Genomic DNA, 20,619 nt, shown 5'->3' on the forward strand with positions numbered 1-20,619 from the left:
CCTCGGACCGGGGAGATGGCGGCATGATCACCACCATCCTCAACGGGGTAAAATTTCAAAAAAGGGCTAGACTGTCAGGATATATCGCCGAGATCAACGCCGCATTTTGCTGTACCTCGCTCGGCATTGTCCCGACCGTGCGTCACGCCGATTATATCGCTTCGTGGTTGGAGGTTCTGCGCGAGGACAATCGTGCCATCGTGCGCGCGGCATCAAAAGCCAGCAAGGCCGCGGATTTCATCCTCAGTTTCCTCCCGGATGAGAACATTTCCTCGGCGATGCCTGCACAGGTCGTTGAAGGGAGGGCGGCATGATCCTCCTGACACCTAACTTGCGCGAGCGCCTGCTCGCCAATGGCCGTTGTCGTGGGCTCGATCATGTGCCGGTGGTGAAGTTCTTCAATCCGCTCGGCATCGACACCTGGCTCGCGACCGAGATGGACGAGGATAATGACACGATGTTCGGTCTTGCTGACCTCGGCGATCCCGAGGCCGGATCGTTCAGCCTCGCTGAAATGCAGGAGGTCGAATTGCCGTTCGGGATGGGCATCGAGCGCGACATCCTGTTCGACGGCGAATATCCGCTGTCGGTCTACATCGAGGCGGCGCGCGTAGCCGGACGGATCGTCGTCGACGACCGCTCGCTGCGGGCCGCGGCTGCGACCCTTGCACGGCAGAGGTAGCAATGCAGCTTCGTCGCGGACATACGCCCGCGACGAACTCTTGGCATCGCAGATAGCAGCCAATTTCACGATGTGCGGCCATCACGGGCCATAGTCTCACGTGGCGCAACTAATTTCCTAGTGATATATTACGATATTGGCGCACGATCTCTGCGTGACCGCGGTCAGCTTCCGCCCAGGTCGAGTAACGCACTCGCCGCGCATCAACCGACGATGTGCCGGCTTCCATAACCTCGGTTTCAAAAAGAAGCGGCGTATCGGGATCGCATCCCATATCGAGACCGACGAATACGGTCGAAACTAAGGTATCCGGATTGATCTATGCCGCGATGGGTCTTGATGGCGAGGTCTTTCAGGAACAGGGCGTTCATGGTGCCCTTGAGGCCGACATGAAGCTCGCTGATCTCGCCTTCGGACAGGGTGACGATCGTAACGCCGGCAAAGCGCAGACGCTTGAACACGCCCGCCACGTCCTCCTGATCGCAGCTGATGCGGTCCAGCGCCTCGGATAGCACCATGTCGAAGCGGCCCGCTTGAGCATTGGCCAGCAGCGACTGGATGCCGGAACGGATAAGGGATGCGCCCGAGATAGCCCTGTCGGAATAGCTCTCCACGACCAGTCCAGCCTTCGCGAGCGGCCCTTCCGCGGCACTGGCGCAACTGATCCTCGATCGAAGCATCACGCTGGTTGTCAGACGAATAGCGCGCATAAAGTGCAACACGGGTCATTCTTGCTGTTGCTTCTTCTTGCGCGTTGCGGAGCGCGCCGGGCTTCTGCCCTGCGCTATTTCCAGGGCGTCAACGATGGCCTTGAACGGCAGGATCAGGCTGAGCGGGTTGCTGTCGAGCAATGGCATTGCACCGAAGCGTTCGTACCAGTGCGCTGCCTTCTTATCCTTGGCGTCGATCGCCAGCGCCACGCCGCCGACCTGAGCCGCCACAGCGAGCGCCCTTGCGCCCGCTGCCAGCAGAAGGTCGCCTCCTAGCCCTTGGCCCTGCATCGGAAGCGCCACGGCCAGACGGGCGAGCCGGAATACGGCGACCTCGTAGCGCCCCAGTCCCTTGGTCAGGGCGGCGGGGACTTTCGTGAAAGCAATCGAGGCGGGACTGATGGAGGAATAGCCGAGGATGCTTTTGGGCGCAGCTGCGGCCACCGCCACGAACGTCTTCGAACCTCCGCCCTCATGATTCTGACGGGCATGTCGGCGCAGATAGTCGTTCAGTTCCGGGGAGCCGCAATCGAACGCCTTGCGGTCATGGTCGCGTCCGATAGGCTCTTCCCGCCAATCAAGCACTCTTGCGGCCTCTGGCGACACGGCGGCGCGCTGCGGCAAGCAAGGCCGGCGTCGGGGGTGTCGGATTTTCCAGAAGGTCGAGCACCCGCAGCGAATCCCGCTTCGACAGCGAGAGTCGCTCCGCCCGCTCGACCACATCGCGCGCTGCCGGCAGAACGGCGCGCATGATGAAGCTGGTCACGTCGAGCCGTTCATGGGCGGCGGCAGCGGTGAGAAGCCGCTTCTCGTCGCGTGTGGTGCGCAACTCGATGCGATCGTCACGATTGGATTGCATCTGGGCCATCGTCGTCTCCTTGCTCATGTACGGATAATAGCCGTACCTACGAAAAAATCAAGACGACGATCATTTACCCGGCTGTTTCGGCGCATTGTCGTTGGCGGTTTGAGCCATACGCGCGGCAAAATCCTCACGCGCCATGCGGCGACCGATGATGCGGGCAAGCCGAAGGGCGACCTCATCGACCTTGCGCAGCGCCTCGGGATCGGGGCCGTCCGCGTGGGCGTTATCGTTGGCTGCGGCCGGATACCCCTCGCGATCGGGAGGGGCAGCCGGCAGCATGGTTGACCGCCTTTCCGCCGGGTTCATCGTTGTCATTGGCGGCGCGCCATCCGGCAGGATCGGCAACCCATCGGTTGATGTTGGACTCGCGCCAGCCTGCGCCATTGGTGCTGATCTTGATCCGGGCCGGAAACGTGCCCTCGGCGATCTTGCGGTAGATGGTGGACCGGGACAGGCTGGTTCCGGGTCTCCGGCGATCTCTCGGTCGGGCGCTGAGGAATTGCGCCGCGCCGCCACACCCGCGCTTCCCCTTTCCGGTCGCCGCACGGCGTCTGAACCGGGCGCAGCGCCGCGGGCAGGCGCAGCCCGTCGAACATGCTGCGCACCTTCTCCGGCACGACCTTGCGCACGATCTCGGCGACGCGCTCGCGCTCCAGCGCGACCAGGCGGCGCACAACCGGAACCGGGCGGCTCGCGTTCGGCATGACATTGCGCACTAGGCAAGGCGAGCGCCGCAAGCGCACGCGGCATCTGATCGAACTCGGCGGCCTCGTCGTCAAGGCCGGAATGATCGTGGATCTGACCGGCGACGACCGTGCCATGATTTACGGCGTGCTGCTCTGGGTGGCCGATAAGCTCCGAAACGATCAGGGCGGCGCGTCGGAGAGACGGACGGTTGCTTTGACATGTATCGTCTGTGCTCCGCTCATTCGGACGGCGACAAGAACTCCTTGACCTCGTCGTCAGACAAATCGATGCGATAAAAATCCTTGTAGAAGGCGCGCGTTTCTACGACCATGTCGATATCGGCGAAAACGTCGGGATAAAGCAACTTTGCAACCCAAAGGAACTGCAACGCTTCCTCCGACGTCTCGCGGCACCACCAGAACATGCCGCGCGGATTGGCATAGACGCGCCCGTTGCGCACGGCCTTGATCATGCTCCATTGGGCGCTGTTGCGAATCGCCTCGACATCGCTCGCGCGCAAAGTGATGATGACATCCGGATCGCTCGCCACGACATTTTCCAGGAGCGCCGTGCCGGACGCATTCGGCCGATCATGAAACCAGTTCTCGGCGACATTTATCGCGCCGCCAAGATCCATCCAGTCCTGATTGAGGGATGGACGGCCGGAGGTGGACAGCGGCGCGCCGGAGGCGAGATATACTTTCAGCCGCGCTGCTTGAGGGATTTTCTCCAATCGCTCACGTACACGGCGACGGTTGTTCTCGAAATAGGCGGCATAACGCTTGGCAATATCAGGCGCCTTGCCACCCAAAATCTCGCCGGTGATCAGCGTGCGCTCGATGATGGCGTCGATCGAATTGGCGCGGAAGGCAGCAACTGCGATTCCCGCCTGCGACAGCTGCTCCCTTTTCGCCGGAGGAAGCATGTCCGTCACGAACAGGACATCCGGCCGCAGCGCCAGCATTTCCTCGACGTTGACGCCCGCAGAGCCTCCCGTTCTCGCCAGCGAGGCATTGACGATGCTCGGCACGAACTTGCGGAACACCGGCATCGACCTCGCGATGCGCGTGGTGGCAACGATCCGGTCGCCATATCCCAGCATGGCAATCACCGCATTCTGCGCCTCCCAGGTCGTCGCAACCCGCGTCACCGTCTGCGGCAGGCTGAGGTGGCGGTCTCCATAGTAAACGACGTCGCGCCGGGGCGCGTTCTGGTCCGCCGTCGCGGGGGCGACAACCACACAGAAGCCAAACAGGGCGGCCAGCAATGTCCGGATACGCATGGATCGTTCTCCGCTACGAAAGAGTGCTCATCGCGCGGATGGGCCGGCGTCCGGCAGGCGGGGGTCTTTTTTCCACCAGACGACAACCGTGCGCGTCTCCATCCGCAGGTGAAGCCCGCTCGCATCCTGCGTCAGATACGGGTTGATGTTCTTGCGGAAGCGATCGACGCGATTCGGCGGAATGTCGAGCCAGGCGAAGTGAGCAAGCAGTGCGTCCCAGTCACGCCAGCTTGCCGAGAAGCCGTCCGGCAGATAGCCGACATTGGCTTCGATACCCATGTCGATCAGACGATTGAAGACAAGCGCGTGACCTGCCATCGCCGGACGATAGCCGTTGCCGCGCGGCGGCTTTGGCTCGATACCGGCAACCAGTGCATCGTGAAAGCTTTTGAGGCTCGGCCCGCAGAATGTCATCACGAACACATATTTACGGGCGAGCGCATCGAGCTTCCTCAAGTCGCGCATCGCCGGCGAACGTGATGCAACTACGGTATCGTGCAAGGGGATATTATCTCCCGGCACGACGTCATCCCACGACAGATGAACCGTATGCACGTTGCGGAGGCCGCGCGCCACGACATTGGCCTCGAGATGACTGAGCATCTCGCGCGAGACGTCGATTGCCGTCACTGCACCCGCCCTTTGCGCAGCCTGCAACGTGATCCGCCCCGGTCCGGCGCCGACGTCGGCGACGCTATCGCCGGGACCGATCTTCATCGCATCGACCTGCAGGCGGGTGTAGTCCTCCTGAAACGCGGCGTAACCGTTGTATCGTGCGGCGAACGCGTCCCACATCGCCGGCTGCGACATCGCAGGCGATGTCGAGAGCGCGTCGAGCAGATCCCAGTCGATCAGGCCATTCGCCATAGCGGCCCGCTCAGAACGTCACCGAAGCCGAAACTTTCACTTCGCGTGGCGCGCCGAGAAACGCGGTGTTCGACCCCACCACGCCATTGATGCTGCCCGGAAAGATCGAGAGCCAGTAGTGCTCATTGGTGATGTTGTTAGCAAATATGCGGAACGTCGCGGTGTTCTGATCCGGCAAAACCATGCTGTAGCGCGCACCAAGATCGAGGGTAGTGAAGCCCTTGACCATGAACGAGTTGATGTTGTTACCCGCGCGCTCGCCAGTGTAGTGCACGTTGGCGCTGAAAACGAGGCCGGGAAACCGTTCGATGAAATACTCCATCAAAAGGTTCGCCTGCGTATCGGGGACGCCGACCACCTTGGTGTTGCTGGTCGCCGGAACCCCCGTATCCTTCAGCCGCGGGTCGAGCAGCGTCAAGCCGCCATAGACGTTGAAGTTACGAAACACCTCGCCGTGAATGCCGAACTCCAGCCCCTTGTTCTCCTGCATACCCTGGATTTTGTAGACGTTGTCGGTGCCAGCGAACGCAAACGGGCGCTCGATCTGGAATGCCGCGAAGGTGGCGTTGACCTTGCCGAAATTCGCCTTGATGCCGGCCTCAAACTGCTTGCTGCGATAAGGCGCGAGAGTCTCGCCCTCATTGACAGTACCGATTGGCGCGGAGCCGCCCTGTTCGAGGCTGTTCGCATAGGCGACGTAGGTCGTGACGTTCGACACCGGCTTGAACATGATCGCGATTGTCGGGCTGAAGCCCTCTGCGTCGTAAGTGCCGGTGACCGCACCGAGCCTGTTGTAGTTCTTCGTATCGATCCAGTTGTAGCTGCCGACCAGCATCGCCGACCAATAGGAATTGAAGGTGATGGTGTCGCCAACGATCGCGACCTGCTGGCTATTGCTCGACCCCAGGTAGCGCAGACCGTCCTGGATGAGTCCAACCGGAGCCGGCCATTGCACGGGGTTGGCGATATTGGCGGTACCGAAATTGATGGTCGGCGACGAGTTCAGTGCCGAATAGATATCCCAGGTATAGCCGGTGGTTCCGATCACCAGTTCATGTTTGATGCCGCCGGTGAACACGGTCCCGTTCAGGTTCGCCGTGTTGCTGAGCACCTCGAACCGGCCCGCCGCAGTCGAAGGCGACATGGACGTCCTGTAGTTTCCGGCGTTGTCGAGCATGGTATTGGAGACCGACGTAAACAAGCGGTCCGCGGTCTGATGGAGCATGCCGCCGGTGAAGCTCCAGTTCTCGTTGAACTCGTGCTTTATCCGCCCGCCGTAGGTCGTGGTCTCCAGTTCCGACCCGCCAAACGACTGACCGTAACCGACGCGAGTCGGATCCGGCGCGTCCGGCAGGCGAATCGTATTGCCATAACCGAATCCCGCCGGATAACCGAACGTCTTGAAGTTATAGCGGCTGGCATTAAGTTCAATCACGGTCTTGTCGGTGAGGTGCAGATCGAATGCGCCGGAAACCAGTTCGCGATCGAGGTTGCTGTCCTTGACGTAGCCGTCGCCCCTCTCCTTGAGCAGATTGATGCGATAGCCGAATGCCTTGTCGGCGCCGACGCGGCCGCCGAAGTCCCCGTGAACAAGCCCAATTGAATCCGTGGAATACCCGCCAGTGATGCGATTGAAGAAGCTGTCGGTCGGCCGCTTCTGAATAAAGTTGAACATGCCCGCGGGGCTGGCGGGGCCATAGAAGGCGCCGGTCAGTCCGCTGATGACCTCAAGACGCTCAATCATTTCGATCGGTTGAGCAGTCGTGGCCACGATATTCATCCCGTCGAGATGACTGTTGGAGACGACGTTGCCTTGCATGCCGCGGGTTTGCGGTCGGCCGACGTCCGGGCCGCCCCGCGCTTCCATCTGTGCTGACGGTATGTATTTCAGAAGATCCGGCAGACTGGTGGCGCCCCGGTTCTCGATGAAGGTCTTGTCCAGAACAGTGATAGCCAGGGGCGTATCGAGTAGCGCGCGCCGCTTCAGCGGGCCAACCTCGGCGCTCTTAGGAGTAAATCCGCTGGGGCCGGAATCGTCGCCGTAAGGCGACGCCAGGGGCTGCGGAGGCAAGTTCTGCGGCGGCGCAGCCTGACGCGCAGTCCGCGTCGCGCGCCGCGGTCCGCGTGCATTCTGTGTCGTGTTTCGCTGCTGATTGGCTTTCGGCTTTTCTGCGGTAATGGTGATCGTGGGAAGCTGTCCTGCATCCTGCGCCAGCGCCAACGTACCATACGAAGTGCTGCCGAGCAGGACACCAACAAGCAGAGTGCTCTTCACGATTGGACCTCCAGGACACGCCGCCGAAACGCCTCACTCTGGCGACGCGACCAACTTGAGTCGTAATATATATTCTGATATCACGGCCTCATATGGAGGGATTTCCGCTGTGTCAAGCATCGCTGCGAAATGCGTGCTCAACTGACGAGGACTTTAGTCGCTTGTAGGTTGCGACAATTTATTCGCTCAAACGAGAAATGCCGGCGAGAACATCTCGCACTTCCGATTAGCATCAAGACACCATTGATGAACGATCGAGGCTGCGTCGGTGCCTATAAAATGCAGCTATTTTGAGTTTCGGTCGCTGTCGTTTCACAGTGCACGACGAAGGATCGATAGGGCACGTTGCGGCCCAACCTTCCCGCGCGGCGGCGTGCTCCAAGCATTGCGGATAAAACCTCCGGTTGAGAAATGCCGTCTGTTTTTACAGTGCTGCGCGCGCTTGCGTGCGGTGCGACAAATGCGCCCATTGTTGCAGACGGCAGAGTTTCCATCGCGCCACGATCACCGCCCTCTTTCCAGCGCGAGTTTCAGATCGCCTTCGATTTCGACAATGCCGTCGCGGTCGACGTTATGTTTATGTTGTGATAACGGTCGATTCAGTATCGAAGGCAACCCTGCCGGCCTGTTCAGCCCGGCGGATCGACGGAAAAGTATGTACGTATGGCGCGTCTGATCTTTTTGTCTCTGTTGTTGGTCGGCGCGATCCTGTTTGCCCTCACAATCGGTCGCTACCCGCTTGGGATTGGCGACATCGCTGCGTTCTTTCAAGCCATGGCCGGCATGAGGCTGATGGCGCCGGATCGCTATCAGCTGCTTCACAATATCATCGTGGAAATCCGCCTGCCGCGGATTCTCGGCGCCGCGCTGGTTGGGGCCGCTCTCGCGTCATCCGGTGCTGCATTTCAAGCAGTGTTTCGCAATCCGCTGGTCTCGCCTGGGATTCTCGGCGTTCTCGGGGGCGCGAGTTTTGGCGCGGCTTTGGGGATCCTGCTGTTCGGCACCTGGGCGTTGATCCAGCTCTCGGCCTTCACCATGGGGCTGGTCGCGGTCGGCGTCGGACTTTTGATCGCCAACATGTTCGGCCAGGGCTCGATGATCATGCTGGTGCTCGGCGGCATGATTTCGGCCGCGCTGTTCACCTCGGCGCTATCGATTGTCAAATACACCGCCGACCCCTATGAGCAGTTGCCGGCCATCGTGTACTGGCTGATGGGTAGTCTGGGCGGCCTGGACATGACCCAGATCCGCTGGGCTGCGATTCCGATCGCCGGTGGGCTCGTGGTGCTGGCACTGTTCGGCCGCGCGCTCGATGCGCTGTCGATGGGTGACGACGAGGCGCGCGCGCTCGGCGTGCCGGCGCAGCAGGTGCGTTACGGCGTGATCGGCGCCGCGACGCTGGTCTCCGCCCTATCGGTGTCGCTCGCCGGCATGATCGGATGGGTCGGCCTCGTGGTTCCGCATGTGGTGCGCCTCGCGCTCGGGCCGGGCAATGCACGGCTGCTTCCCGCCAGCGCATTCGCAGGTGCGATCTTTCTGGTCGCCGCCGATTGCGTTTCGCGCAGCATCATGCGATCCGAAATTCCCATCGGGATTCTCACTGAACTGATCGGCATCCCGGCCTTCATCATCGTCCTGCATCGGGCCCGGCAAGGCTGGACATGATGACGGCTGTCGTCGCCAGCGAATGTCTCGAGGCGCGGGGTGTGCATTTTCCGCGCGGCTCGCGCATTATTCTGAACGACATCACCATCCGCCTCCGTTCGGGCGAGATCGTTGCGTTGCTCGGAGCAAACGGCGCCGGCAAGAGCACGTTGTTTCGTATCATGCTGGGCTTTCTCAAACCCGAGCGCGGGGAAGTCCGGCTCAACGACAGGCCGCTTTCGGAGTTCTCTCGCCGGACGCTGGCACAGCGCATCGCCTATGTGCCGCAAGCGCACGTCGCGCCGTTTCCCTACAAAGTGCACGACGTGGTGTTGCTCGGCCGCCTTGCCGAGACGGGCATCTTCCGCGCCCCGCAGGCCGCCGATCGCCGGGTGGTGGGGGAAGTGCTGGAGCGGCTGGCGATCACGCATCTTGCCGCGCGCCCCTATACCGAAATTTCAGGCGGCGAGCGGCAACTGACCCTGATCGCCCGCGCGCTCGCGCAAGGCGCCGGCATCCTCGTCATGGACGAGCCGATGACGGGACTCGATTACGGCTATCAGGTCCGGCTGCTGCAGCATCTGGTCGATCTGGCTGGCAGCGGCCGCACAATCCTGATGAGCACCCACAATCCGGAACACGCGGTGCAGGCCGCGACGCGCATTGCCGTGCTGCGCGACGGCTCGATCGTGGCCGATGGCCCGCCGGCACAGATTATCACGCCATCGCTCATCCGCGCGCTCTACGGCGTGGCGGTCTCGACTTCGACGAACGCTGAAGGACGTATAATGCTATTGCCGACGATAGTTCACGCACAGGATTCCATAAGGCTCGCGTCAAAAGCGGCAATATTCCCACGAAGACCAGAATAAACATCTACTGGCCGAATTTGAGAGGCGAGCGGTTCCTTGTCACCGTTCGTAATCTCGGTCTCGATATCCGCGTGGTCCTGCTCCGACACCTGAATCGCGCCATTGGATCATCCCGTGATCGTCAGTTACCGTCTCAGCTGCGAGAGCCTCCTGAGCGAGAGGTGGCAGAGGGTTAGGGCGTCGCGCTGCAATGTGAATCCAAGGTCGGCCTTCCTGCCTCGGTGTCGTGTTCCGGCCGGCATCCCGGCATCGGCGTGACCGGGTTGCCGTTCCTATCCAGACCGCATAGGACGGCTTCAAATCTCCACGGTCAGTAGGTGTCGGCTTCGGTTGGAACCTGCCCGTTCAAAACGTAGTGGGTCATGACGGATAGCTTAGACTCCCTTTAAGTCAGCACCAGCCGGTTCAAACGCTCGATTGGCGCGATACGCGGCTCCAGCCTGGGCGGTCCCCAGGCTCTATGTTCATCGCTGAGAAAAAAGAGTGAGAGGGCTGCGCAGGGCTTCGCGGCGGGTTGGAGGCCGAGAGAGAGGCTCCCGGCCGCCCGTCGTGGAAAACTCACATGGCTAAGGCCGTTCAGAAGATCACGCTGTCACGCTCGCGCGACATTCCCTTCAACAAGCTGGTGCTCAGCCAGTCGAACGTCCGGCGCGTCAAGGCCGGCATCTCGATCGAGCAACTGGCCGAGAGCATCGCCCAGCGCACCTTGCTGCAAAGCCTCAATGTCCGCGCCGTCCACGATGGCGACGGCAACGAGACCGGCATGTTCGAGGTGCCGGCCGGCAGCCGACGCTACCGCGCGCTTGAACTGCTGGTGAAGCAGAAGCGCATGGCGAAGACGCAAGCCGTTCCATGCGTCGTGCGCGAGGGCGGCATCGCCGAAGACGACTCGATTGCCGAGAATAATGAGCGCGTCGGTCTGCATCCGCTCGATCAATTCCGCGCCTTCCAGACCCTGCTCAACCTCGGCATGAGCGAGGAAGACATCGCCGCGCGGCACTTCGTGTCGCCGGCGATCGTCAAACAGCGTCTGCGGCTCGCGTCGGTCGCCCCCAGCCTGCTCGACGTTTATGCCGACGACGGCATGACGCTGGAGCAGTTGATGGCATTCACCGTCAGCAACGATCACGTTCGGCAAGAGCAGGTCTGGGAGAACGTCAGCCACTCCGGCTACGACCAGCCGTGTCAGATCCGGCGGATGCTTACGGAAAGCACGGTCCGCGCCTCCGACAAACGGGCGCAGTACGTTGGCGTCGACGCCTACGAGGCCGCTGGCGGCACGTTGCTGCGCGACCTGTTCGAGCGTGACGATGGCGGCTGGTTGCAGGACGTGCCGTTGCTCGATCGCCTTGTCACCGAGAAGCTGAAGGCGGAGGCCGAGACCATTGCCGCTGAAGGCTGGAAGTGGATCGAGGTCGCTGTCAGCTTCCCCTACGGCCATGACAACGGGCTGCGGGAGCTCGATGGCATCCCCGCGGAGATCACCGCCAAAGAACAGGCGGCGATTGAGGCCCTTCAGGCCGAGCAGGACAAGCTTGAGGCGGAATATCAGGATGCCGACGAGTTGCCGGATGAGGTCGACGCCCGCCTCGGTCAGATCGAGGAGGCCTTGGCTGCTCTTGAGGACCGGCCGTACATCTACGATCCTGCCGATATCGCCCGCGCCGGCGCTTTCGTCAGCATCGACAGCGACGGTGCGCTGCTGGTCGATCGTGGCTACGTCCGCCCCGAGGACGAGGTCCCGGTCGAACAGTCCAACGGCAGTGACGAGGGCAATCCGGATACGTCCGCCACGCCCCGGACCACGATCACGGTCGCGGGCGCGGGCGAGCCTGAGGCCGACGAAGAGGAGGACGACGGCATCAAACCGCTGCCCGACCGTCTGGTGATGGAGCTGACCGCCCATCGCACGCTCGCCTTGCGTGATGCGGTCGCCAACAATCCGCGTGTCGCCATGACGGCACTCCTGCACAAGCTCTGCCTCGACACGTTCGTCTGACGCCAACTCCTTGCCTGCAAGTGTCGGTTCGGGAAGTCCACTTCTCTGCACAGGAGGGCGGGCTGAAGGAGTCGGCCTCGGCAAAAGCGATCGAGGAACGTGAAGCGTCATGGGCCGCCGACGTGCCGAAGGACGAAAGCGGCCTTTGGGACTGGCTCGCCGGTCTCGATGGCGCCAACCGATCATCGTTGTTGGCCCATTGCGTCTCCTATGGCGTGAATGCGCTGCACGAGAAGGTCGATCGCTATGGCGGCACCGGAGTGTCCGCCCACGGTCTGCGCCAGCGGCTCGCGCAGGCCGATCGGTTGGCGCGTGCGGTCAATCTCGACATGGTGGAAGCGGGCTGGCGGCCGACGGTCGACAATTATCTCGGCCGTGTGACCAAGGCTCGCATCCTTGAGGCGGTCCGCGAAGCCAAAGGGGAATCGTCGGCGCAGCTCATCGATCACATGAAAAAGACCGATATGACGAAAGAGGCCGAGCGTCTCCTTGACGGCACGGGCTGGCTGCCCGAACCGCTGCGCCTCGCCGAGCCGACGGTTGAATCGGCCGACGGCGAAAACCCGGCTGAGCCGCTCCCGGACTTCCTCGCCGATGACGAGGACGAAGCCGGCGACACCAGCGACGACGAACAGCCGCACACGGTCGCGGCCGAATGACCTGATCCCGCGGGGCGGCTCCCGCCGTCCCGCATCCTCTTCTCACATCTTCTTCTCACACCTTCAACCCATAGCCCGGCCCCTCTGCCGGGCTTCATCATTTTTGGAGCACGATCATGACTGATTCCACGCCTTCGACACCTGCGGTGCGGCATCACGCCGAGGGCATCTTTATGGCCGAGACCATTTTTCGGTCCAACCATCACGCTGTCGTCTGGCCGCGTGATCCCGACCCGATGGATCGGCGAGCAGCACGTCATCGAGGATCTGGGCTTCATTCCGTCATTCGCGGATTGGGTGAAAGCAATTCGGCCCGAACCCTGGATGGGCCGCACGCGGCGGATTGAACGCGAACTCGAAGGCCCGCTCGCGGTGAAACCGACGGAGGTTGCATGATGTATGGCACCTATCTGCGGCTCGACGTTACCGTGCATGACGATTGGCGCGCGGTCGTGCGCGCAGTGTCGCGTAAGTTGAATCGACGCGCATTGCGCGATCCGAAGCGCCGGGCAGCGCGGAAGCAATTCTATCGCGAGATGCTCGCCTATCACCGTCAGGCGCAGGAAATGGTCGCGCACTGGGCGGCTCTGATCCGCCCTCAATCCGTCCACCTCTCGCAGCCCGGCCCTCCCGCAAGGAGCGCCGGGCGCTTTGCATTTTCAGGAGGCTCAAATGGCTGATTATTTCACCCCGACGGTTATCCAGCAGACGATCCTTGATGCCGATATGACACCACTGGAACGTTTGCTTCTGTCGCACATCTTCGAGTCCGAGCGCGACAACGATAGCTGGTATTTCTTCTCCGAGCGGGGACCGAGCGATATCCTCTATGTGGGGCGTGCAGAGCTGGAGGCGGCGCTCGACGCATCCAGCTACGCCGGGGACAGCAGCGCCAACAGCTTCGTCGCGGAGTATCTATCCGACATGAAAGCAGACGGGCCGTTGCCGACATATATCGACCTCGATCTCAGCACGACGTCCTGGGAGTTCATCATGCAGGATATCGTGATGCGATCGTCGACACTGTCTTATGTCACGGCTGTGTCGTCCTTCACCTGTTCACGGATGCGCCCGGACGGTTTCGGAGGAGCCGTTGTTCTGATCTCGGCTGATCAGATCATGGGTAAATCCACCAATGAAATCCTGGAGGATCATCGAGCAGGTTGCCCCCTGATCCACGTTCGAGGGGTGGCGACGAAATGCTCAAACGTCCTGTATGTCATGTCGGCGTCGCGGCATGGACGGGTCAGGCGTCCCGCGCGTTCTCATAGCCGGCGGCCCTCGCGGCCTTCACCAGCCGGCGATCGAATGAGGCAAAGCCGTCGCAATGGGCCGACTTGGCCAGATGGAGGGCGTCGGCGAAGTCCACACCCTTCTCGGCAAGGTCGAGGGCGGTCGCCACGGCCGGTGCATCTTCGATCGTGACGGTTGGCAGGCCGGCAAACGCGCGCAGTGCCCGGGCAACGTCTGCGGCCCCGTATCCGTAGGCGCTGCGCAACACCCACTCGACTTCGAGAATGACGGTGACGGCCGCAAAGACCGGATGGCCGTCGATCAGCTTGCGCGCACGCTGCGATTGCTGGGGATGATCGCCGGTGAGGTAGCGGACGATCAGGTTGGTATCAATCCCGAGCATGGCGTCGCCTTGCTTCCGCGAGCACGCCCGCCTCCATCTCCTCCAGCGTCTTCGGCCGACCTCGATGGGGAAGTGAGGCGAACACGTCCTTCGGCCGCGTCTCGGCGAAGGCCGGAGCCGGCCTTAACAGGACGCCTTCCGCCGTTTCCTCAACCACGAGGCGTGTCCCCGCGCGCCAGTCCCGCCGCTGACGGACGGCGCTGGGCAAAATGACCTGTCCCTTGGTGGAGACAGTCGTCGTGAGTTTTGCGGCACGGGCCATCGCTCGGACTCCCTCAATGTAAGACGAACGTAAGATATGCCGATCCGGCCGAGCGTTCAAGGCCCGTCCGGAAAGGGAGAGGGCGGCGGGGAAAGAGCAAGCCCGGCGCGTGCGGAGAGCGAGCCGCCGGGATGGTTTCGCCCGCTCTCGGAGTCCTTCCCGATGCCCAGAACCTCCCGTTCTTTCGATTTTCGCAAGCCTGTGGCCTACGACGATGCCGCCAAACGGCGCTTCCATGGCCGTGCGCGGTCGCAGCTCCGCCAGCTCGCCGCGGCGCTCCGCCTCGCAGTCGGATCGTACGACCTGCGCTCCAATTGGGGCGGCATCGCCGTGTCCGGCGAAGTCATTCTGCACAGCGATCGGCTCTATGTGCAGGCGTCGCAACCGGTCATGGGCCACGATACCGGCATCCTCTTCCGCGTCTGTAAGGGCCGGAAAGACTATATTGGCGGACCGAACAATTTTGCGTCCCTCGATCTCCTCAACCGGCCCGAGGACCTGGCGGCCCGTATCCGGGAGCGGTGCGATGCGTGACCTTGTTCATCTCCCGCTTCGCTCGCTGGCATCGTGGATGCAGCACCGCCGTTTTCGCACCGTACGGCGCGTCGCGCGGTGGCGGCGTGCTTGGTGCTACGGGATGGATCGCCTTTCGGCAGACGACGCCCAGCGCGTCATGCTCGACTGCCGGTATCCGGCCGGATGGCATCCGCTGCTCATGCTCACGGTCGAGGACACCCTCGAACAGGCGCGTGAAGACATCGCCGACCATCCCGAGTTACCGCGCCTGATCGCGGACGGATGTGCTTGCGTGGGTGACAAGTGGGAATCCTAACGACGAGCTTTGGGAGGCTCGCCGCTGGGCGATTGAGCTCGCCAAACAATACGCCGCCGCCGAGGGGATCTCGCTCGTTGCGCGCGATGACGGCTGAGCAGTCGCGTCCGTCGTTTGCCCATCACGCTTCAACAAATGCCCGGCCTCGCGCCGGGCATTTCGCATTCAACGCATTGATCGAAAGGAGACCCATCATGGGATGGCTCTATATGCAATCGCTCGACGGACATTCGGGGCCGCGCCAGTACCTCGATGCGCAGTTCACCTGTCAGCGTGGCGATGCGACGATGAAAGTGTTACGCTCCGCGCTGGTGCGAATGCGCACCTATTATGCCGCCCTCGAATATGCGCGTGCGACAACCGGCGAGCACTCCGTCGTCGGGATCGTCTGCCTCGTTCGCTACAACCCGCGAGACTCCGAGGGTTACATCTTCAGCTACAAGGACATGGAGGAATCTATGGGGCCATGCGAATCCGAATGCCCCGAATCGACCCTCGATCTTCTGACGCCGACGGATAAGCCATACGCCATCGAATGGCGCGCACGGTGCCGGGAGGACGCGGCGGCGCGGCGCGCGATCGCGCGGAAGCCGTCGCCGCGCCCAGGACAAACCATCATTCTCGAACAACCCCTGTTGTTCGGTAATGGACGCACGCTCGATCGTTTCGAGGTGATCGCCAATCCGCGCAGCCATCGCACCGTACTGTATCGCTCGCCGAAGACGGGGGACTCTACCGCATCACAAGCGTCAAGCGCCGGGCATATCAATTGATCGATCCCGCGCAGTCGTGATCGCAAAGCGATGACATGCATTGCAAAGGGCTGGCGCTGACGCGCCGGCCCTTTTTGCATGTGGGCCTGAGAGGGAGAGGCGGGCCGGGACGGAGGTGAGCCGCGCGGGTCGAGAGAGCGTCCGGGCGGCCGATCCGTCCCCGCTCTCCCGAGGCTTCCTTCATGTCCCTTCCATTGACGTCCGCGGCGGCCGCCGCGGCTTTCCCTGCTGCTGTTGAACCGGCTCCCGCCATTGTCGCGGCCGCGCGGCTTCTTCTTCCCCACCTCGAACGCGGCCAGCGCATCGACGCCGCGATGCTGCGCGCCGCGATGGAAACGGCGTTCGGTGCGTCCGACGCCGACGGCGGGTGGAACTGGAAGACCGCTTACGACGCCTGCGAGGCGGCGACGATCCTGTTTCTGCGCAAATACGGTCCTGCGATGCGCGCGAAGGCGGCGTCATCGGCCGTGATGCTGCCGATGCTCGCGAAGGTCGCGACGCTGCTGCCGACTCATACCCGCCGCTCCGAGGAAAGCGAGGCGCTTCAGCAATTCTCGACGCCGATCCCGCTCGGATACGCGGCAAGCCTCGCGGCCGCGATCACGCCGGCCGACGTGGTGCTGGAGCCGTCCGCCGGCACCGGCCTGCTGGCGATCCTTGCCGAACTTGCGGGCGCGACGCTCGTGCTCAATGAACTGTCCGACACCCGCGCCGGCATCCTCGACCGGCTGTTTGAATACAGCCCAGCGACGCGGTTCGATGCGGCAAACATCGACGACCATCTCGACACTCGCATCGTGCCGAGCGTCGTTCTGATGAACCCGCCGTTCTCCGCGATTGCGCATGTCGATCGCCGTATGACGGATGCGACCCTGCGGCATGTCGCGTCGGCGCTGGCGCGGCTGCCCGATGGCGGACGGCTCGTTGCCATCACCGGCTCGAGCTTCGCGCCGGACAGTGCGGCCTGGCGCGATGCGTTCGTGCATTTGCAGGAACGCGGCCGCGTCGTGTTTTCCGCCGCGGTCGACGGCGCAGTCTACGCCAAGCACGGCACCACGATCGACACGCGGCTGACCGTCATCGATCGAAAGCCTGCGGATGATCCGACGGCATTCCCCGATTGTCCCGGCATGGCGTCTGACGTCGCTACCTTGATGGATTGGATCGCCGCGCGCGTGCCGTCACGGTTGCCGATCGACGGCGTTGTTGCGGCACCAGCACTGACCCGGTCGGCAGCACCCCGGACCGTCCGGGCCTACCTCGCGCGTCATGCGTCCGCGCGAGCCGCAGCGACGACCGCACCCGAGGCAATCGAACTCGCTTATGAGCCGGTTGTCCGGCAGGCGGCGGAAGATCGTAAACTCACGGATGCGCTTTATGAGGAATACGGATTGCAGTCGATCCGCATTCCCGATGCGCGACCGCATCCGACCAAGCTGGTGCAGTCGGCGGCGATGGCGTCGGTCGCGCCTCCGCTGCCGAGCTATCGCCCGCATCTGCCGGCGAGCGTCGTGTCGGGCGGCTTGCTGTCGGACGCCCAGCTTGAATCCGTCATCTTTGCCGGCGAGGCGCACTCGGAGTTTCTTGATGGAGCATGGAGCGTCGACGAGACCTTCGATGTCGTCACCGCGGCGCGCGAGGACGCAAAGAACGCTGTCCGATTCCGCCGGGGCTGGTTCCTCGGCGACGGCACCGGCGCGGGCAAGGGCCGGCAGGTTGCCGGCGTCGTTAGCGGGATCAATTCGCCGGGCGCTAGCGGGGCGCTGACGCCCGCAGTCGCGCTGAACCGGCTGTTGGCCGGTACTGGACTGACCTATCGCTTCACCAATGCAAGCACTGTCGCGATTGAACGTCTCGGCACGGCCGCTTCTGGCGGCGGATTGCCGGCGGGCGCTATCCCGCTCGAAACTATTGACGTGCAAGGCGAAACCGCGTGGGGGCCGGTGCAGGGTTTTGTCGCGAGCCGCAGTTCCACCGCCACCAAAACTGACACGCCAGTCGTTGAGGTCCCGCAGTCGATCTCGGTAGTAACGCGCGATCAGATGGAAACGCGGAGAACCCAGACCCTGACTCAAACGCTGGCATATACGCCGGGTGTTCACGCTGAGCAGTTCGGCCCTCATATGAGTTCAATAGGATTCTCGATGCGCGGATTTCAGGCTGACGGGATCTATTTGAACGGGCTGCGCTCCATCAGCAACAACGACGTTGATCCATATGGTCTGGAGCGCGTCGAGGCGATGCGCGGACCGGCCTCGGTTCTCTACGGACAGAACGCCCCCGGCGGCGTGATCGGTCTTGTCACCAAGCGTCCCACCGAGAAGCCTGTCCACGAAGTGCAACTCCAGGGCGGCAACTTCGATCGGAAGGGCGGCGCCTTCGACTTCGGCGGCCCGGTGACGGAAGACAAGACTCTGCTTTATCGCTTCACTGGTCTGTTGCGTGACGGCTACACCAGCATCGACTTCTCAAAGGAGAGGCGCGCGTTCCTGTCCGGCGCACTGACGTGGCGTCCGACGGCCGCGACAGAAATCACGGCTTTCAGCATCTATCAAAAAGATAATTTTGTAGCCAACTACGGACTTCCGGCACAGGGGACGGTTTTGCCGAATCCCAACGGGCGAATCCCGTACACGCGCTTCCTCGGCGAACCCAACTTCAGTCATCGAAGTAGAGAGTTGGCCGCTGTCGGATACAATCTCGAACATCGCGCCACTGACAACCTAACCTTCAGGCAGAACTTGCAGTATGTTCATGATGGTTACACAACAGACGATATCGCGCCATCGGGCCTTCGAGCAGACCTTCGCACGCTCGACCGTGAAGCGTATCGCAGCCGCTTTACTTGGGACACGTTTGCGATCGACAATCAGGCCGAACTCAAAGCCACGACGGGTGCGCTACAACACACAGTGCTATTCGGCGTAGACTATCGATGGCGAAAAAGCGCCGAGACAGGTACATACGACGGCGTTGTTGGTCCACTCGATGTTTTTGCGCCGGTCTATGGTTCGCCCGTTTTTATCCCGGCTGACAATTACGGACCCCGGCAGACTCAAAATTTCACCGGTATCTACCTTCAAGACCAGATCAAGCTCGACCGCTGGATTCTAACTCTCGGTGGCCGTTACGATTGGTCGGACCCCAAGACGACAGACATTTTCGACCTCAGCGGCAGGGTTACAACTCAAGACGATCGCGCCTTCACCAAGCGGGCCGGGCTCGGCTATGAATTCGACAATGGAGTGGTTCCCTATATCAGCTATTCGGAATCGTTCGTGCCCACGTCTGGAACGGCGTTTGACGGGTCGCCGTTCAAGCCGACGACCGGAACGCAATATGAGGCGGGCATCAAGTACCAGCCGAAGGACATGAATTTGCGGATGACGGCCGCGATCTACGATCTGCGGCAGCAGAACGTTCTGACTGCCGATCCGGACCATCCCGGAAGGTCCATCCAGACTGGTGAGATCGCATCGCGTGGCTTCGAGTTCGAGGCGGTCGCCAGCCTGACCAGCAACTTCAATCTCACCGCTGCCTACACTTATAACGACACCAAGGTGACGAAAAGCAACACGGCTAACCTGGGCAAGCGGCCTGTCACAAGACCTCCGCATCTCGTGGCGCTGTGGGGCGACTACACCATTCGCGAGGGTGCGCTGAACGGCCTCGGTTTCGGTGCCGGCGTGCGTTACGTCGCTGCCAGTGCCGGCGACACTCTCAACACGTTCGATGCGCCGGCCTACACGCTGGTGGACGCCATGATTCGCTACGAAATCGACAACTGGCGCTTCTCAGTCAACGCTACCAACCTGTTCGACAAGCAGTATATCGCAGGGTGTTTCTCTCTCACTCAATGCAACGTCGGACGTGGGCGCACAGTCATCGGCACGGCGAGCTATCGCTGGTAGCCAATCTCGACCGGAGTGCCCGCTGCCGCGGGCGGGCGTGCCGGGCGAATCGTCGATTTTCTTTGCGACGCGGGGTTCAAAAAGCGAGCGCTCAGTCGCCTTCAATAAATAGGGGCACCGCAATTCGACTCCAGCGGCTACCCCTTAGGCGAGAGTCAGTGCGGGAGGCGAGGAACGACAGGACGTGAGTGGAACCACTGTATCGCGCAGATCTTCAGGTGCCCGGCTGTGGTTTGTTGTTCACGGCTGGCTGGCGCTACCGATCTGGGCGTTTCTGTTCTTTGTTTGCCTGACCGGGTCGATCGCAACGGTGAGCCAGGAGATCGTCTGGCTGGCCAGCCCGGCGGTCCGGGCCAACGCGCCCGGGCCGGACGCGACCCTGCGCGGCTACGACGAGGTGCTGGCGGCGGTAGAGCAACAACAGCCCGGAGCGCGGGTGCGCTTTATCTCACGGCCGGTGAAATCAATCTTTGCGCTGAATGTGCGGGTGACCCGGCCGGACGGCACTTCAGGCGCACTGTTCGTCAATCCCTATACCGCGGTCATTCAGGGAGAACAGGGCGCGTTCGACTTCCAGCAATTCGTGCGTGCGCTGCACGGCTGGCTGCTGCTATCCGGCGACAATTCCCGGATTGGCTGGTATCTCGTATCGGCGCTGTCGAT

The 20,619-nt window shown here is 62.2% G+C and carries 18 protein-coding genes and 5 pseudogenes; 13 read left to right on the forward strand and 10 right to left on the reverse strand.

Annotated features, from left to right (window positions below; translation table 11 throughout):
* Positions 1-83 precede the first annotated feature (83 nt).
* A pseudogene (locus tag BGO16_RS16610) lies at positions 84-314 on the forward strand (zincin-like metallopeptidase domain-containing protein); the annotation flags it as partial.
* Entirely contained in the window at positions 311-682 is a 372-nt protein-coding gene (locus BGO16_RS16615; protein WP_292620168.1) for a DUF2958 domain-containing protein, read from the forward strand. The pseudogene BGO16_RS16610 and the gene BGO16_RS16615, both read left to right, overlap by 4 nt.
* Before the next feature lie 320 nt (positions 683-1,002).
* Here the strand turns inward: BGO16_RS16615 and BGO16_RS16620 are convergent.
* The 5 genes and pseudogenes from BGO16_RS16620 to BGO16_RS16640 all read right to left on the reverse strand — a co-directional run.
* Positions 1,003-1,411: pseudogene (locus BGO16_RS16620) on the reverse strand (recombinase family protein); the annotation flags it as partial.
* On the reverse strand, positions 1,408-1,977 hold the full coding sequence (locus BGO16_RS16625; protein WP_292620170.1) for a GNAT family N-acetyltransferase: 570 nt from the start codon (positions 1,975-1,977) through the stop codon (positions 1,408-1,410). The pseudogene BGO16_RS16620 and the gene BGO16_RS16625, both read right to left, overlap by 4 nt.
* Complete coding sequence (locus BGO16_RS16630) at positions 1,970-2,260, reverse strand: DUF1778 domain-containing protein (protein WP_292620172.1); 291 nt, start codon at positions 2,258-2,260, stop codon at positions 1,970-1,972. Before BGO16_RS16630 ends, BGO16_RS16625 begins: the two co-directional genes overlap by 8 nt.
* A 60-nt stretch (positions 2,261-2,320) precedes the next feature.
* Complete coding sequence (locus BGO16_RS16635; RefSeq protein WP_292620173.1) at positions 2,321-2,536, reverse strand: hypothetical protein; 216 nt, start codon at positions 2,534-2,536, stop codon at positions 2,321-2,323.
* A 31-nt stretch (positions 2,537-2,567) separates the two neighbouring features.
* Positions 2,568-2,711 (reverse strand): annotated as a pseudogene (locus BGO16_RS16640) (AlpA family phage regulatory protein); the annotation flags it as partial.
* A gap of 254 nt (positions 2,712-2,965) precedes the next feature.
* Here BGO16_RS16640 and BGO16_RS16645 point away from each other — a divergent pair.
* Positions 2,966-3,211 carry a conjugal transfer protein TraD gene (locus BGO16_RS16645; protein WP_292620188.1) on the forward strand — a complete coding sequence of 82 codons (246 nt, stop codon included), beginning with the start codon at positions 2,966-2,968 and terminating at the stop codon, positions 3,209-3,211.
* On the opposite strand, the gene BGO16_RS16650 is transcribed toward BGO16_RS16645, so the two are convergent.
* The 3 genes from BGO16_RS16650 to BGO16_RS16660 are packed head-to-tail and all read right to left on the reverse strand — an operon-like array spanning position 3,183 to position 7,368.
* Entirely contained in the window at positions 3,183-4,226 is a 1,044-nt protein-coding gene (locus BGO16_RS16650) for an ABC transporter substrate-binding protein (RefSeq protein WP_292620174.1), read from the reverse strand. The two genes, BGO16_RS16645 and BGO16_RS16650, sit on opposite strands and share 29 nt — an antisense overlap.
* A 27-nt stretch (positions 4,227-4,253) precedes the next feature.
* The gene (locus BGO16_RS16655; protein ID WP_292620176.1) at positions 4,254-5,093 is read right to left on the reverse strand and encodes a methyltransferase domain-containing protein; all 840 of its coding nucleotides are present in this window, start codon (positions 5,091-5,093) and stop codon (positions 4,254-4,256) included.
* 10 nt (positions 5,094-5,103) lie between these two features.
* The gene (locus BGO16_RS16660; RefSeq protein WP_292620177.1) at positions 5,104-7,368 is read right to left on the reverse strand and encodes a TonB-dependent siderophore receptor; all 2,265 of its coding nucleotides are present in this window, start codon (positions 7,366-7,368) and stop codon (positions 5,104-5,106) included.
* A 663-nt stretch (positions 7,369-8,031) separates the two neighbouring features.
* Between BGO16_RS16660 and BGO16_RS16665 the strand changes: the two genes are divergently transcribed.
* The 5 genes and pseudogenes from BGO16_RS16665 to BGO16_RS18200 all read left to right on the forward strand — a co-directional run bounded on the left by BGO16_RS16665 (position 8,032) and on the right by BGO16_RS18200 (position 13,222).
* The gene (locus tag BGO16_RS16665) at positions 8,032-9,033 is read left to right on the forward strand and encodes an iron ABC transporter permease (protein WP_292620178.1); all 1,002 of its coding nucleotides are present in this window, start codon (positions 8,032-8,034) and stop codon (positions 9,031-9,033) included.
* A complete protein-coding gene (locus tag BGO16_RS16670; protein WP_292620179.1) occupies positions 9,030-9,884 on the forward strand; it encodes an ABC transporter ATP-binding protein in 855 nt (284 codons plus the stop codon). The genes BGO16_RS16665 and BGO16_RS16670 overlap by 4 nt, the downstream gene beginning before the upstream one ends.
* A 562-nt stretch (positions 9,885-10,446) precedes the next feature.
* Positions 10,447-12,542 (forward strand): annotated as a pseudogene (locus BGO16_RS16675) (ParB/RepB/Spo0J family partition protein).
* A 143-nt stretch (positions 12,543-12,685) separates the two neighbouring features.
* Positions 12,686-12,938, forward strand: a pseudogene (locus BGO16_RS18195) (hypothetical protein); the annotation flags it as partial.
* Positions 12,935-13,222, forward strand: coding sequence for a hypothetical protein (locus tag BGO16_RS18200; RefSeq protein WP_363092310.1), 288 nt, complete (start codon positions 12,935-12,937; stop codon positions 13,220-13,222). The pseudogene BGO16_RS18195 and the gene BGO16_RS18200, both read left to right, overlap by 4 nt.
* Positions 13,223-13,788: 566 nt before the next feature.
* Here the strand turns inward: BGO16_RS18200 and BGO16_RS16685 are convergent.
* Positions 13,789-14,178: a type II toxin-antitoxin system VapC family toxin gene (locus tag BGO16_RS16685; protein WP_292620180.1), complete on the reverse strand. Its 390-nt coding sequence runs from the start codon at positions 14,176-14,178 to the stop codon at positions 13,789-13,791.
* Positions 14,165-14,440, reverse strand: coding sequence for an AbrB/MazE/SpoVT family DNA-binding domain-containing protein (locus BGO16_RS16690; protein ID WP_292620181.1), 276 nt, complete (start codon positions 14,438-14,440; stop codon positions 14,165-14,167). Before BGO16_RS16690 ends, BGO16_RS16685 begins: the two co-directional genes overlap by 14 nt.
* A 162-nt stretch (positions 14,441-14,602) precedes the next feature.
* Between BGO16_RS16690 and BGO16_RS16695 the strand changes: the two genes are divergently transcribed.
* The 5 genes from BGO16_RS16695 to BGO16_RS16715 all read left to right on the forward strand — a co-directional run.
* Positions 14,603-14,974 carry a hypothetical protein gene (locus BGO16_RS16695; RefSeq protein WP_292620183.1) on the forward strand — a complete coding sequence of 124 codons (372 nt, stop codon included), beginning with the start codon at positions 14,603-14,605 and terminating at the stop codon, positions 14,972-14,974.
* Positions 14,967-15,272 (forward strand): hypothetical protein, encoded by a 306-nt coding sequence (locus BGO16_RS16700; RefSeq protein WP_292620184.1) that lies wholly within the window; start codon positions 14,967-14,969, stop codon positions 15,270-15,272. Before BGO16_RS16695 ends, BGO16_RS16700 begins: the two co-directional genes overlap by 8 nt.
* 194 nt (positions 15,273-15,466) lie before the next feature.
* Positions 15,467-16,045 carry a hypothetical protein gene (locus BGO16_RS16705; protein WP_292620185.1) on the forward strand — a complete coding sequence of 193 codons (579 nt, stop codon included), beginning with the start codon at positions 15,467-15,469 and terminating at the stop codon, positions 16,043-16,045.
* A gap of 182 nt (positions 16,046-16,227) precedes the next feature.
* Positions 16,228-19,956, forward strand: a complete 3,729-nt coding sequence (locus tag BGO16_RS16710) for a TonB-dependent siderophore receptor (RefSeq protein WP_292620186.1) — start codon at positions 16,228-16,230, stop codon at positions 19,954-19,956.
* Positions 19,957-20,140: 184 nt separating this feature from the next.
* A partial coding sequence (locus tag BGO16_RS16715; RefSeq protein ID WP_292620187.1) for a PepSY domain-containing protein occupies positions 20,141-20,619 on the forward strand: 479 nt, incomplete at its 3' end.

This window comes from Nitrobacter sp. 62-23 (assembly GCF_001897285.1).
Lineage (GTDB): Bacteria > Pseudomonadota > Alphaproteobacteria > Rhizobiales > Xanthobacteraceae > Nitrobacter.

Bases quoted from the DNA above. Each gene is read 5' to 3' on its own strand.
- BGO16_RS16615 (WP_292620168.1), top strand. From the start codon at position 311: ATGATCCTCCTGACACCTAACTTGCGCGAGCGCCTGCTCGCCAATGGC.
- BGO16_RS16630 (WP_292620172.1), bottom strand. From the start codon at position 2,260: ATGGCCCAGATGCAATCCAATCGTGACGATCGCATCGAGTTGCGCACC.
- BGO16_RS16635 (WP_292620173.1), bottom strand. From the start codon at position 2,536: ATGCTGCCGGCTGCCCCTCCCGATCGCGAGGGGTATCCGGCCGCAGCC.
- BGO16_RS16650 (WP_292620174.1), bottom strand. From the start codon at position 4,226: ATGCGTATCCGGACATTGCTGGCCGCCCTGTTTGGCTTCTGTGTGGTT.
- BGO16_RS16655 (WP_292620176.1), bottom strand. From the start codon at position 5,093: ATGGCGAATGGCCTGATCGACTGGGATCTGCTCGACGCGCTCTCGACA.
- BGO16_RS16665 (WP_292620178.1), top strand. From the start codon at position 8,032: ATGGCGCGTCTGATCTTTTTGTCTCTGTTGTTGGTCGGCGCGATCCTG.
- BGO16_RS16670 (WP_292620179.1), top strand. From the start codon at position 9,030: ATGATGACGGCTGTCGTCGCCAGCGAATGTCTCGAGGCGCGGGGTGTG.
- BGO16_RS18200 (WP_363092310.1), top strand. From the start codon at position 12,935: ATGATGTATGGCACCTATCTGCGGCTCGACGTTACCGTGCATGACGAT.
- BGO16_RS16685 (WP_292620180.1), bottom strand. From the start codon at position 14,178: ATGCTCGGGATTGATACCAACCTGATCGTCCGCTACCTCACCGGCGAT.
- BGO16_RS16690 (WP_292620181.1), bottom strand. From the start codon at position 14,440: ATGGCCCGTGCCGCAAAACTCACGACGACTGTCTCCACCAAGGGACAG.
- BGO16_RS16695 (WP_292620183.1), top strand. From the start codon at position 14,603: ATGCCCAGAACCTCCCGTTCTTTCGATTTTCGCAAGCCTGTGGCCTAC.
- BGO16_RS16700 (WP_292620184.1), top strand. From the start codon at position 14,967: ATGCGTGACCTTGTTCATCTCCCGCTTCGCTCGCTGGCATCGTGGATG.
- BGO16_RS16705 (WP_292620185.1), top strand. From the start codon at position 15,467: ATGGGATGGCTCTATATGCAATCGCTCGACGGACATTCGGGGCCGCGC.
- BGO16_RS16710 (WP_292620186.1), top strand. From the start codon at position 16,228: ATGTCCCTTCCATTGACGTCCGCGGCGGCCGCCGCGGCTTTCCCTGCT.